The organism is Aquaspirillum sp. LM1 (genome assembly GCF_002002905.1).
Taxonomy (GTDB): domain Bacteria; phylum Pseudomonadota; class Gammaproteobacteria; order Burkholderiales; family Aquaspirillaceae; genus Rivihabitans.
Genome location: NZ_CP019509.1, coordinates 2607236 through 2619950 on the forward strand (window position 1 = coordinate 2607236; position 12715 = coordinate 2619950).

Annotated in this window: 14 protein-coding genes; 11 read left to right on the forward strand and 3 right to left on the reverse strand. The window is 60.8% G+C overall.

Annotated features, from left to right (window positions below; genetic code table 11):
- Nucleotides 1-64 precede the first annotated feature (64 nt).
- Nucleotides 65-589 carry an inorganic diphosphatase gene (gene ppa, locus BXU06_RS11165; protein ID WP_077299552.1) on the reverse strand — a complete coding sequence of 175 codons (525 nt, stop codon included), beginning with the start codon at nucleotides 587-589 and terminating at the stop codon, nucleotides 65-67.
- Nucleotides 590-716: 127 nt separating this feature from the next.
- On the opposite strand from ppa, the gene coq7 reads away from it, so the two are divergent.
- Together coq7 and hemB are read left to right on the forward strand one after the other, a co-directional pair.
- Nucleotides 717-1337: a 2-polyprenyl-3-methyl-6-methoxy-1,4-benzoquinone monooxygenase gene (gene coq7, locus BXU06_RS11170; protein WP_077299554.1), complete on the forward strand. Its 621-nt coding sequence runs from the start codon at nucleotides 717-719 to the stop codon at nucleotides 1335-1337.
- A 95-nt stretch (nucleotides 1338-1432) separates the two neighbouring features.
- Nucleotides 1433-2434, forward strand: coding sequence for a porphobilinogen synthase (hemB, locus tag BXU06_RS11175; protein ID WP_077299556.1), 1002 nt, complete (start codon nucleotides 1433-1435; stop codon nucleotides 2432-2434).
- A gap of 257 nt (nucleotides 2435-2691) precedes the next feature.
- Here the strand turns inward: hemB and BXU06_RS11180 are convergent, their stop codons facing one another.
- Nucleotides 2692-3273 (reverse strand): phasin family protein, encoded by a 582-nt coding sequence (locus BXU06_RS11180; RefSeq protein ID WP_077299558.1) that lies wholly within the window; start codon nucleotides 3271-3273, stop codon nucleotides 2692-2694.
- Nucleotides 3274-4044: 771 nt separating this feature from the next.
- Here BXU06_RS11180 and minC point away from each other — a divergent pair.
- The 5 genes from minC to BXU06_RS11205 all read left to right on the forward strand — a co-directional run bounded on the left by minC (nucleotide 4045) and on the right by BXU06_RS11205 (nucleotide 8251).
- Nucleotides 4045-4878, forward strand: coding sequence for a septum site-determining protein MinC (minC, locus tag BXU06_RS11185; RefSeq protein WP_077299560.1), 834 nt, complete (start codon nucleotides 4045-4047; stop codon nucleotides 4876-4878).
- A 42-nt stretch (nucleotides 4879-4920) separates the two neighbouring features.
- Nucleotides 4921-5730, forward strand: a complete 810-nt coding sequence (gene minD, locus BXU06_RS11190; RefSeq protein WP_077299562.1) for a septum site-determining protein MinD — start codon at nucleotides 4921-4923, stop codon at nucleotides 5728-5730.
- 1 nt (nucleotide 5731) lies between these two features.
- A complete protein-coding gene (gene minE / locus BXU06_RS11195) occupies nucleotides 5732-5992 on the forward strand; it encodes a cell division topological specificity factor MinE (protein ID WP_077299564.1) in 261 nt (86 codons plus the stop codon).
- Nucleotides 5989-6948 (forward strand): LysR substrate-binding domain-containing protein, encoded by a 960-nt coding sequence (locus tag BXU06_RS11200; RefSeq protein ID WP_077299566.1) that lies wholly within the window; start codon nucleotides 5989-5991, stop codon nucleotides 6946-6948. Before minE ends, BXU06_RS11200 begins: the two co-directional genes overlap by 4 nt.
- A 163-nt stretch (nucleotides 6949-7111) precedes the next feature.
- Entirely contained in the window at nucleotides 7112-8251 is a 1140-nt protein-coding gene (locus tag BXU06_RS11205) for an NAD(P)/FAD-dependent oxidoreductase (RefSeq protein WP_077299568.1), read from the forward strand.
- A 35-nt stretch (nucleotides 8252-8286) separates the two neighbouring features.
- Here the strand turns inward: BXU06_RS11205 and BXU06_RS11210 are convergent, their stop codons facing one another.
- On the reverse strand, nucleotides 8287-8712 hold the full coding sequence (locus tag BXU06_RS11210) for an RNA-guided endonuclease TnpB family protein (protein ID WP_253189450.1): 426 nt from the start codon (nucleotides 8710-8712) through the stop codon (nucleotides 8287-8289).
- Between the two features lie 97 nt (nucleotides 8713-8809).
- Here BXU06_RS11210 and tnpA point away from each other — a divergent pair, with 97 nt between their 5' ends.
- The 4 genes from tnpA to groL all read left to right on the forward strand — a co-directional run bounded on the left by tnpA (nucleotide 8810) and on the right by groL (nucleotide 12692).
- Nucleotides 8810-9226: an IS200/IS605 family transposase gene (tnpA, locus tag BXU06_RS11215; RefSeq protein WP_077299570.1), complete on the forward strand. Its 417-nt coding sequence runs from the start codon at nucleotides 8810-8812 to the stop codon at nucleotides 9224-9226.
- Nucleotides 9227-9467: 241 nt separating this feature from the next.
- On the forward strand, nucleotides 9468-10559 hold the full coding sequence (mutY, locus tag BXU06_RS11220; protein WP_077299572.1) for an A/G-specific adenine glycosylase: 1092 nt from the start codon (nucleotides 9468-9470) through the stop codon (nucleotides 10557-10559).
- A 127-nt stretch (nucleotides 10560-10686) separates the two neighbouring features.
- Nucleotides 10687-10974, forward strand: a complete 288-nt coding sequence (gene groES / locus BXU06_RS11225; protein ID WP_077299574.1) for a co-chaperone GroES — start codon at nucleotides 10687-10689, stop codon at nucleotides 10972-10974.
- 83 nt (nucleotides 10975-11057) lie between these two features.
- Nucleotides 11058-12692 carry a chaperonin GroEL gene (gene groL / locus BXU06_RS11230; protein ID WP_077299576.1) on the forward strand — a complete coding sequence of 545 codons (1635 nt, stop codon included), beginning with the start codon at nucleotides 11058-11060 and terminating at the stop codon, nucleotides 12690-12692.
- Nucleotides 12693-12715 lie beyond the last annotated feature (23 nt).

A 12715-nucleotide genomic window follows, 5' to 3' on the forward strand; every position in this document is an offset into this window, starting at 1 on the left:
CGAGGGCAGGGGCAAAAGAAAAAGCCAGCCGGCTGGCTGGCTTGGTCAGGCAGGCAAACCGTGCTTACTGGTAGCGGGCCACGCCGTCCAGCAGTTCCTGCTTGGCGGCTTCGATGCCGTCCCAGCCCTGAACCTTGACCCACTTGCCCTTTTCCAGATCCTTGTAGTGCTCGAAGAAGTGGCTGATCTGGGCGCGCAGCAGTTCCGGCAGGTCTTCCAGCTTTTGTACGTCCTTGTACATCGGGCAGAGCTTTTCCACCGGCACGGCCACCAGCTTGGCGTCGATACCCGATTCGTCTTCCATCTTCAGCACGCCCAGCGCGCGGCAACGCACCACCACGCCCACTTGCAGGGCAAACGGGGTCACCACCAGCACGTCCACCGGATCGCCGTCTTCCGACAGGGTTTGCGGCACGTAGCCGTAGTTGGCCGGGTAGAACATGGCGGTGCCCATGAAGCGGTCAACGAACATAGCGCCGGTGTCCTTGTCCAGTTCGTACTTGATCGGGGCGCCATTGGCCGGGATTTCGATAATCACGTTGAAATCGTTCGGCACATCCTTGCCAGCGGGCACGCGGTCCAGATTCATGGGGGCTCTCCAGTATGTAGTCAGTAGTTATGGGTAAAAATCCGGCATGATTATATAACAGCTGCTGCCTCACGCGCAGGGGGCAGGGGTATAATCGTGGCGTCCTTTGTGGAGAAAGTGAAACACCATGCTTGACCAGCTGATCACCGAATTCGATAAAGGCCTGCGCACGCTGCTGGCGCCGGCTTCCACGCTGCGGGCCTACCCGGATGACGGGCTGGAAGACGCCGAGCTGAACGATGCCGAGCGCCGCCACGCGCTGGGCCTGATGCGCATCAACCACTGTGGCGAAGTGTGTGCCCAGGCGTTGTATCAGGGCCAGGCGCTGACCGCGCGCGACCCGGTGGCGCGCGAGGCGCTGAAAGAAGCGGCATGGGAAGAAACCGAACACCTGGCCTGGACCGAACGGCGCATTGCCGAACTGGGCGGGCACAAGAGCGTGTTCAACCCGGTGTGGTACGTCGGTTCACTGGCAATGGGCGTGACCGCCGGCCTGCTGGGCGATAAATGGAACCTGGGCTTTCTGGAAGAAACCGAGTACCAGGTGGAAGCACACCTGAACGAGCATCTGGAAACCCTGCCAGCGCAGGACGCCAAAAGCCGGGCGATTGTCACCCAGATGCGCGACGATGAAGTGCGCCACGCCGAAACCGCCCATGCGCTGGGCGCGGCCAAGCTGCCGCTGCCGGTGAAGGGACTGATGCATTTGACTTCGCAGGTGATGAAAAAAACCAGCTACTGGGTGTAGTCCGCGTGCCCCTTGCGCCGGGCGTGTTTCCCTTGCCGGGAAACACGCCCCCTCCTGCTTAACTCAGACCTTACGTTGCGGAAATCCTGTCTATCATGACCCCTGTTGCCCGTACCTTTCCCGCCACCCGCATGCGCCGCATGCGCCGTGATGATTTTTCCCGCCGGCTGATGCGTGAACACACGCTGACGGTGGATGACCTGATCTACCCGGTATTTGTGCTGGAAGGCAGCCAGCGCGAAGAAGCCATCGTGTCGATGCCCGGCGTGGTGCGCCAGAGCCTGGACAAGCTGCTGGCCACCGCCGAAGAAGCGGTCAGGCTGGGCATTCCGGCGCTGGCGCTGTTTCCGGTGATCGAGTCCGGCAAGACGCTGGACGGCATGGAGGCGTGCAACCCGGACGGGCTGGTCCCCACCGTGGTGCGCACGCTCAAGCGCGAGTTTCCCCAGCTGGGCATCATCACCGACGGCGCGCTCGACCCCTACACCAGCCATGGCCAGGACGGGGTGATCGACGCCAATGGCTATGTGCTCAACGACATCACCACCGAGATTCTGGTCAAGCAGGCCTTGTGCCATGCAGAAGCCGGGGTGGACATGGTGGCCCCCTCGGACATGATGGATGGCCGCATTGGCGCGCTGCGTCAGGCGCTGGAGGCGCATGGCCATATTCACACCCGGATTTTCAGCTACGCGGCCAAATACGCCTCGTCGTTCTACGGCCCGTTCCGCGATGCGGTGGGCTCTGCCGGCAATCTGGGCAAGGCGGATAAAAAAACCTATCAGATGGACCCCGGCAATAGTGATGAAGCGCTGTACGAAGTGGCCATGGACCTGGCCGAGGGTGCGGATCTGGTGATGGTGAAACCGGGCCTGCCGTATCTGGACGTGATTCGCCGGGTGAAAGACCAGTTTGGCGTGCCCACCTTTGCCTATCAGGTATCTGGCGAATACGCCATGCTCAAGGCCGCCAGCCTGAATGGCTGGCTGGACGAACGCGCCTGCATGCTGGAAAGCCTGCTGGCGTTCAAGCGCGCTGGCGCGGATGGGATTCTGACCTACTTTGCCCTGGATGCCGCGCGCGCGCTGCGCGCCTGAACGCCGGTTCGGAGCACGCCCCCCCCCAACGCAACACAGCCCCGAGGGTCATCCCGTCGGGGCTGTTGGTGTTTTGCCGGACAGCAGACAAAACAAAGCCCCATCAGCATAGTGCCATGGGGCGAAATTCTATACGGGCCATGCCGGGGACGATTTCAGTGCAGCCCAGCCATCCACTTGCAGCATGCAACCCGGTTGCAGGTCAGGCCAGCGGCACCCGCGCAGGTGCCGCAACCTTGACTCAGCGTCCTGCCTGATTACTTCTTGCCAGCCACGGTGTTGGTCACCGTGTTGGTGGTGCGGGCGACAGCAGCGCTGGCAGCCTTGGCCGAGTTGGCAGCAGCTTCAGCACCGGCTTCAGCCAGTTCGGTACCCACTTTTTTCGCGGTGCGGGTCACGTTGTCGTAAGCGGCGGTAGCCGAGGTCAGCATGTTCTTGACGGCGTTGATGGCCACTTCGGAACCTGCCGGTGCGTTCTTGGACACTTTGTCCAGGTTGGCGCACAGTTGCTTGTTGAATTCCAGCACTTGCTCTTCAACAAACGATTGAATTTCGTTTTGGGTCTGGATGGCTGCGTCGTATACCGAGCGGGCCACCGAGAAAGCTTGGTCGATGCCCGGCTGAGCCAGGCCAGCCTGGAATTCCAGCACGGCTTTCGGGTCTTTCATTTCCACCAGGGCCTTGGTGGTCGCGGCTTGTTCGGCCAGCAGCTTCTTGGACAGTTCCAGATGCAGGTTGGCGAAGCGCTCGGCGCTGGCCAGCACGATATTGGACAGGCGCACAGCCTTGTCGAATTGGGCTTGGCTCAGGGTTTTCAGTTGCTCGTTGTTGTTGAACATGGTGCTTCCTTTCGCGTGGTCAAGGTTTGGTGTTGTCTTCGCTCTACCGGTGGATGTGCCTGGGCGAAGGTACCGCCGTCTGCTGCCTGTCCGCCTGGGTTGGCTTCAGATGCTGCGTTGCAACATCCTGGAATGAAGATTACCTAACCCAGAACGGTTCGTCAAGCATTTTGTTGCATTGCAACATGGGGCAAGTAGCTATTTTTCATTGTATTTTTACCTGCTCGTAACAGTTGGTCACAATTATTCTTCACATGACCATGGTTTTGTGCAACACAGCTAGCATACGCCACTTTGCCCTCCCTCCGTAGCAAGACCGGACCCTTTACGACATCTTTGCCAGGCCAGTGGGCAGAAAATGCCACACGCCACGTCCATCTGCCTCATGCCGGATGGCCCGCCGGCAGCCAGGCCCGCTTTGCGGCAAGACGGTGCCGGTTTTTCTCCTGCCGCCCGCTGGAATCTGCCCCCACGCGCGCCAACCGCCTTGAAGCGCACAATTGGTGCGGGTACACTCGCCTTGAATAATGGTCATCCCAGCCCGTCATGCGGGGTCCGCGGCGCACCTGCACCACGCCAGCCAGGCCCCTGCAGCGGTATTTCATACGCTCAATAAGGTGGCAATCCCGCCTGCGATTACTGCCTAAGCAATGTGCTGTGGCACACTCAACGATGACCGAGATAAAGGCACCATGCTTATGTTGTTCAGCACCAGGTTCAGCCCGGACTTCTGTTGCCAGCGCCCCGAAGCGGCCACTGGAGATTAACGCCATGCCAGATACTGTCGGTGTTTCTGCCCTGGGAGCACCTTCCCACGTCGTAACCGCCCCGCAATCGCTTGCCGTGCTGGACATCAAGTCGGCGTCAGTGGATGTGCTGTCCATCCTGCTGCGCTCAGCGGACCCGGCACAAATCCATCACGAACTGGGCTCGCGCCTGGCGCGCCGGCCAAAAACCTTTGCCGGTGAACCCTTTTTGCTGGATTTGTCCAACCTGGATGAAGGGGTGATGAATACCCTGCCTGAGCTGTATCGCATCCTGCACGAACAAGGGGTGCGCATCATCGGGGTGCGCCACGCCCACCCAAGTGTGGGTGAGCAGGCGCAGGCGCTGGGCTGGAACTGGTTTCCGGCCAAGCTGGAGCGCCCGCCCGCGCCCGCGCCGGTCACAACGCAAGCGCCGGCCCCGGCAGTAGCCGAGGTCAGCCCGGCCCCGGCAGAGCCCACGCCCGTGGCCGACACCAGCCCAGCCACGCCGGATAGCCCGTGCTGCAAAACCCTGGTGATCGACCGACCGGTGCGCGCTGGCCAGCAGGTGTACGCCCGCGATGGCGATCTGGTGGTGCTGGCGGCAGTCAGTTCCGGAGCCGAGCTGATTGCCGACGGCAATATTCATATTTATGCCCCCATGCGCGGGCGGGCGCTGGCAGGCGCGCGCGGCAATGCCAGCGCACGGATTTTTGCCCAGCAGCTGTCTGCCGAGCTGGTGTCGGTGGCTGGGGTGTACCGCACACTGGAAGACGAGCTGCCCCCCACCTTGCGTGGGCGCGCTGTCCAGATTTTTCTGGATGGCAGCAAACTGGTGCTGGCCCCGCTTGGGGCTTGAGCCACTATCAAAATAGAAACGTTCAACGTTCAGGAAAATACCGTGGCAAAAATTATTGTAGTGACGTCGGGTAAAGGCGGCGTGGGTAAAACCACCACCAGCGCCAGCTTTGCAGCCGGACTGGCCCTGCGTGGACACCGGACCGTGGTGATCGACTTTGACGTCGGCCTGCGTAACCTGGATCTGATCATGGGCTGCGAACGCCGGGTGGTGTACGACCTGATCAATGTGATCAACAAGGAAGCCAAGCTCAATCAGGCGCTGATCAAGGACAAGCACTGCGACAACCTTTACGTGCTGCCGGCCTCGCAAACCCGCGACAAGGACGCGCTGACCAAAGAAGGCGTGGGCGAGGTGCTCAGCGAGCTGGCCAACGACTTTGAATACATCATCTGCGATTCGCCTGCCGGCATCGAAAGCGGCGCGCTGATGGCGCTGTACTACGCTGACGAAGCGCTGATTGTGACCAACCCGGAAGTCTCGTCGGTGCGCGATTCCGACCGGATATTGGGTATTCTGGCCAGCAAGTCCCGCCGGGCGGAAAACAACGAAGACCCGATCAAGGAACACCTGCTGATCACCCGCTACGCGCCTGGCCGGGTGGACAAGGGCGAAATGCTGTCAGTAGACAATATTCTCGACATCCTGTGTGTGCCGCTGATTGGGGTGGTGCCTGAATCGCCCAGCGTGCTGCAAGCCTCCAACGAAGGGATTCCGGTGATTCACAAGGCCGAAACCGATGTGGCGCAAGCCTATCAGGACGTGATTGGCCGCTTCCTGGGCGAAAGCCTGCCGCTGCGTTTTCTGGACACACCCAAGACAGGCCTGCTCAAGCGCCTGTTTGGAGGTTGAAATGTCGCTGATTGACCGCCTGTTCGACCGGCCAAAGAAAACCGCAGACATTGCCCATGAACGCCTGCAGATCATCCTCACCCATGAGCGCAATGGCCGGCACAGCACACCGGACTACCTGCCCGCGCTGCAAAAGGAATTGCTGGCAGTGATTTCCAAATATGTATCGGTGTCGGCAGAAAACATCAAGGTTCAGCTGGAACGCCAGGATCACATGGAAGTGCTGGAAGTGAATATCGTCCTGCCGGATCAGCGCGGATGACGCTGACCGAACTGCGCTACATTGTTGCCGTCGCTCGCGAGCGCCACTTTGGCCGCGCGGCCGCCGGCTGTTTTGTCAGCCAGCCCACACTGAGCATTGCCGTGCGCAAGCTGGAAGAAGAACTCGGCGTCACCCTGTTTGAACGCGGCAGCAACGAAGTCTCGGTCACCGACACGGGCGAGCGCATCATCGAGCAGGCCCAGCGCGTGCTCGATGAAGTGGCAGTGATCAAAACCCTGGCCTGCGAGCTGAAAAACGAGCTGGTCGGCCCGTTCCGGCTGGGGATTATTTTCACCATCGGCCCCTACCTGCTGCCGGCGCTGATTCCGGCGCTGCGCCAGCTGGCACCGGACATGCCGCTGTACCTGGAAGAAAATTACACCGCCCGGCTGGCCGACATGCTCAAGCGCAGTGAAGTGGACGCCGCCATTGTGGCCGAACCCTTTGACGAACCGGGCATTGTCACCTATCCCTTGTACGATGAGCCGTTTGTCGTTGCCGTACCGAAAAACCACCCATGGGCCACACGCAAAAGCGTATCGTCGGCAGAACTGGCCAATGAAAGCGTGCTGCTGCTCACCCAGGGCAACTGCTTCCGTGACCAGGTGCTGGCGCTGTGCGACCGCCTGCAAGCCGGGCCCACGCTGCCGGCAGCCAACACCACCCATGCGCTGGCACGCACCTTGCAGGGCAGCTCATTAACCACCATCCGCCATATGGTGGCCAGTGGCGTGGGCATTACCGTGATGCCGGCCACCTCGGTTGGGCCAGGCGATGACGCACTGCTGGGCATTGTGCCCTTCAGCACGCCCGCCCCCACCCGCCGGGTGGTGCTGGCCTGCCGCAAGCAGTTTTACCGGCGCAGCGCCATTGAGGCACTGCGCCAGGCCATCCGCAACAGCGCCCTGCCGGGCGGGGTGATTCCGGTGGCGGAATCCACCATGCTGGCCCAGTAGCCACCTGCTTGCTTGCCCCTCATTCGTCTCAGGCACAGCGAGCCAGGCGCAGACAAGCCACCCATCTGCCGCATCAGCCGGCAATGCCTTTGCTGGGCAGGGCCAGAATCATTTATCATGGTTTACTTTTTGATTAGTTGGTCTGGACAGGATAGTTATCAGTATGGAATCCGTGCTTATCATCGGTAGCGGGCAAGCCGGGATTGCTCTGGCAAGCGAAATTCGCAAACTTGACCCGCGTCGCCCCATCACCCTGCTGGGGCGTGACACCCACAGTTTCAACCGCACCGAGTTTGTCCAGGCGCTGGGCCCACAGCAAACCCCGCTGACCATCAAACCCCTCACCGAGCTGGCCGAACGCCTGCGCATTGAGGTGGTGAGCGGCCACACCGTGCAGTCGATCAAGCCGATGGATGGCAGCGTGGTGACTGACCAGGGCGAGTTTCAAGCCGACAAGCTGGTGCTGGCCACCGGTGCCAGCCCAATGCTGCCCACGTTTTCCCGCGAACTGCCTGGCCTGGTGGCAGCGGTCACCCATGCAGCAGTGATCAACAAGCTGCGCGCCCGCCTGGCCAGCATCAACGACCTGATCATCATTGGTGCCGGCCAGTCGGGCTGCGAACTGGCCAACACCCTGGCCGATGCGGGCAAAAACGTCACCGTGGTGGAACAACACGCCGGCCCCTTGTTTGAACTGATGCCGCTGGATGCCCGACGCCATCTGGTGGAGCAATTGGAAGAACGCGGGGTGAAGTTCCAGTTCAACGCTCGCTGCGCCAGCGCCAGCAAGGAAGGCCACCGCGCCCGTCTGGGGCTGACCAATGGCAAGACGGTGGAAGGCGATCTGGTGATTGCCTGCATTGGCGTGGTGCCCAACACCAAGCTGGCCAGCGATGCCGGGCTGAAAGTGCGCAAGGGCATTGTGGTTGACCGGCGGATGTCCACCAGTGCAGTCAACACCTATGCGCTGGGCGACTGTGCCGAGGTGAATGGCGTATGGCTGCCATACAGCCAGCCGATTCGCCACCAGGTGGCGGCGCTGGCGCGCACGCTGTGCGGCACGCCCACCCAGGTGAACTTCCCGCCGATGCCGCTGGCGCTGAACATCCCCTGCTGCCCAACGGTGATTGCCCAGCCACGCCCCGGCCTGCCAGGCCAGTGGGAAACGCTGATGGTTGAACGCGGGCTGAACGCCAGCTTCATCGACGACAACGGCCAGTTGCAGGGCTTTGTGCTGATGGGCGAGGAAACCGGCGAAGCACCGTTCCTGCAGGATGAAATTCCAAACTGGCTGAACCTTTGACATCCTCGCCGTCCTAAAGGCGATTCCTACGGCGCTCAGGCGGCAAGCGCCTGAGTCGCTTCGGTGGGTTCCTGTTTCATTGAGCGGCCCGACTGCACCGGCTCTCCGCAGGCTAAAACGCGATGCCCTCGCGCTAAAATATTGATTGCGCCGACAACATCGGCGTTTTCTTCAAAGCCGCACTCGACGCATTCAAACTTGGCTTGCGTCTGTCGATTGTCTTTCGACACATGGCCGCAGCACGGACAGGTTTGACTGGTGTATTGCGGCGGCACGGCAACAACAAAACCGCCGTTCCATGCCGACTTATACTCAAGCTGTCGCCGAAACTCAGCCCATCCCTGATCGAGCATCGACCGGTTCAGGCCGGACTTCTGTTTGACCATCTTGCCGTGCTGTTCGCTGTTGCCTTTGGACGACTTGGACATATGCCGAACCGGCAAATCTTCGATGGCGATCATGGCGTGGTTTTGGCTGATCTGGCACGAAGCCTTGTGCAAAAAGTCTTTCCGGGCGTTGGCCTTGAAGACGTTGCATGGATCGTACTATAGTTGGTCTATGGAACATTTCAACGACATTAGACGCGGGCGGCACTGTGTTTTTAACATGCATGTCCATTTGGTATTTGTGGCAAAGTATCGGCACAACGTGTTCGACAAGGAGGCCATAGACAGGCTGCGCGAGCTGTTTGCCAAGGTATGCAAGGACTTTGAATCGCAGCTTGTTGAAATGGACGGCGAACATGACCATGTGCATTTGCTGGTCAGCTACCCACCCAAAGTGCCGGTGTCTGCATTGGTCAACAGCTTGAAAGGCGTATCCAGTCGCGTGCTACGAAAAGAAAGGCCGGATATTGCCAAACGCTCCTACTACAAAGGCGTGCTCTGGTCGCCGTCTTATTTCGCTTCCTCGTGTGGCGGCGCTCCGATCAGCATCATTCGCCAGTACATTGAGCAACAGGCGACACCGACTTAACAGCAGAAAAGGCGTCCTTCGGACTCCGCGCTATCCCTCCCCGGCCTGAAGGCCGAGGCTTTTCGCGCTAACGGGTAAAAACCCCGCCTCTCCTGGCCATGGCCAGCCGCGTGCGCATGGCTCGACGTCGAGACGCCAGGCCCAGCCACGGCTCTGGCGCTCACTTGCTTGGTTTTCCCTTATCGCCTCCCGCTTGTTACACTCTGCGGTCCGCCATTCTGGCTTAGCCGTCTGCCCCCGCATGTCCATTCCCCACTCTGAATTTGCCCCCCGCGTGATTGCCTGGCAACGCCAGCATGGCCGCCATGGCCTGCCCTGGCAGGTCAGCGACCCGTACAAAATCTGGTTATCCGAAATCATGCTGCAGCAAACCCAGGTCAGCACCGTGCTGGGCTACTACAGCGCTTTTTTGCAACGCTTTCCCGACGTGGCGGCGCTGGCGGCAGCCCCCGTGGATGATGTACTGGCAGCCTGGAGCGGGCTGGGTTATTACAGCCGGGCGCGCAATCTGCACCGGGCGGCCCGTCAGGTGGTGGAACAGCATGGCGGACAGTTTCCGGCAGACCCGGCAGGGCTGGTCAGCCTGCCCGGCATTGGCCGCTCCACGGCGGCAGCAATTGCCGCATTTGCCTTTGGCCAACGCACGGCCATTCTGGACGGCAATGTAAAACGGGTGCTCACCCGCTGCTATGGCGTGGAGGGCTGGCCCGGCGACAAAGCCGTGGAAAACCAGCTATGGACCCTGGCCGAACAACTGCTGCCGCGCGATGCCGCCAGCATGGTGGCTTACACCCAGGGCTTGATGGACCTGGGCAGCCAGGTGTGTGTCCGTGGCCAGCCACAGTGCCCGCGCTGCCCACTGAACAGCGGCTGTGTGGCACTGGCCAGCCAGCGCACCCGCAGCCTGCCCACCGCCCGACCACGCAAGGCGCAGCCGCAGCGCAGCACCCTCATGCTGCTGGCGCGCAGCCAGGATGGCCAGGTCTGGCTGGAGCGCCGCCCGCCCAGCGGCATCTGGGGCGGACTGTGGAGCCTGCCGCAGCTCGACACCCCGGAAGCACTGCCCGGCTGGCTGGCCCAGGCCGGCTGGAGCCACGCCCGCCTGGCCCCCGCCTGGCCGGCAGTCCAGCATGTTTTTACCCACTTTCGCCTGACCCTGACCCCGCAGCCGCTGATGCTGGAGCACGCCGAGCCGGGGCCGGACAATGGCCAGTGGTGGCCGCTGGAACAGGCACTGGCGCTGGGTTTGCCCGCGCCAATCCGCCGCCTGCTGGCAGAATGCGGCCAGGGCCGGATTGGCGAGATGCAAAAAAATCTGGACCTTGATGCTTGAAAACTGCCCCAAGCGTCCATACTATTAGCACTCGCAAGCGTTGAGTGCTAATCAGCTAAGCCATCTCAATGATTTGACTTGCTTTTTTTCTCTCGACATCTAACCCAGAATTTTTAGGAGACTGTTCATGGCTATTCGTCCTCTGCACGACCGCGTGGTCATCAAGCGCCTCGAAGCTGAAGAAAAAACGGCTTCCGGCATCGTTTTGCCAGGCGCTGCTGCCGAGAAGCCGGACATGGGCGAAGTGATTGCCGTCGGTAACGGCAAGATCCTGGAAAACGGCGAGCGCCGCCCGCTGGAAGTGAAGAAGGGTGACAAGGTCATCTTCGGCAAATACTCCGGCCAGACCGTCAAGGTTGACGGTAACGAAGTGCTGGTGATGCGCGAAGAAGACATCATGGGCATCGTCGAATAATCGACCCCCTGCTGTTGCATCCAGTCTTTCCGCTATTGAATGTAATCGTTAAATACGACAACGACAGAGTTTCGGAGTAAAAAATGGCAGCTAAAGAAGTCAAATTCGGTGATTCCGCCCGTGCCAAGATGGTGATCGGTGTCAATATTCTGGCTGACGCCGTCAAAGTGACCCTGGGCCCGAAAGGCCGCAATGTGGTGCTGGATCGCAGCTATGGTTCCCCGACCATCACCAAGGATGGCGTATCGGTGGCCAAGGAAATCGAACTGAAAGACAAGTTCGAGAACATGGGCGCGCAAATGGTCAAGGAAGTGGCTTCCAAGACCAACGACATCGCCGGTGACGGCACCACCACCGCCACCGTGCTGGCACAAGCCGTGGTGCAAGAAGGCATGAAGTACGTGGCCGCCGGCATGAACCCGATGGACCTGAAGCGCGGCATCGACAAGGCCGTGATCGCCATGGTGGAAGAGCTGAAGAAGATCTCCAAGCCGTGCGCCACCACCAAGGAAATCGCCCAGGTGGGTTCCATCTCCGCCAACAGCGACACCGTGATCGGTGACAAGATTGCCGCTGCCATGGAAAAAGTGGGCAAGGAAGGCGTGATCACCGTGGAAGACGGCTCCGGTCTGGAAGACGAGCTGGACGTGGTGGAAGGCATGCAGTTTGACCGTGGCTACCTGTCGCCGTACTTCATCAACCAGCCGGAAAAACAGATTGCCCAGCTGGACAATCCGTTTGTGCTGCTGTTTGACAAGAAAATCAGCAACATCCGCGACCTGCTGCCGGTGCTGGAACAAGTGGCCAAGTCGGGCCGCCCGCTGCTGATCATCGCCGAAGACGTCGATGGTGAAGCACTGGCTACCCTGGTGGTCAACACCATCCGTGGCATCCTGAAGGTGGTTGCTGTCAAGGCTCCGGGCTTTGGCGACCGTCGCAAGGCCATGCTGGAAGACATCGCCATCCTGACCGGCGGCACCGTGATTGCCGAAGAAGTGGGCCTGACCCTGGAAAAAGCCACGCTGGACCTGCTGGGCCAAGCCAAGCGCGTTGAAGTGGGCAAGGAAAACACCATCCTGATCGACGGCGTGGGCGAAGCCGCTGCCATCCAGGCACGCGTGGAGCAAATCCGTCGCCAGATCGAAGACGCCAGCAGCGACTACGACCGTGAAAAACTGCAAGAACGCGTGGCCAAGCTGGCCGGTGGCGTGGCAGTGATCAAGGTGGGTGCCGCCACTGAAGTAGAAATGAAAGAGAAGAAGGCCCGTGTCGAAGACGCCCTGCACGCCACCCGCGCCGCAGTGGAAGAAGGCATTGTGCCAGGCGGTGGCGTGGCCCTCTTGCGTGCCCGCGCCAACCTGGGCGAACTGAAAGGCATCAACGCCGAACAGAACGCCGGCATCCAGATCGTGATGAAGGCCATTGAATCGCCGCTGCGCCAGATTGTGGCCAACGCCGGCGACGAACCGTCCGTGGTGGTCAACAAGGTGTTTGAAGGCAAGGGCAACTTTGGCTACAACGCCGCCACTGGCGAATACGGCGACATGGTGGAAATGGGCGTGCTGGACCCGACCAAGGTCACCCGTTCTGCACTGCAACACGCCGCGTCCATCGCGGGCCTGATGCTGACCACCGACTGCATGGTGGCCGAACTGCCGGAAGACAAGCCGTCAGCTCCGGACATGGGCGGCATGGGTGGCATGGGCGGCATGATGTAATTCAGCCCGGCTGAGCGGTTTCT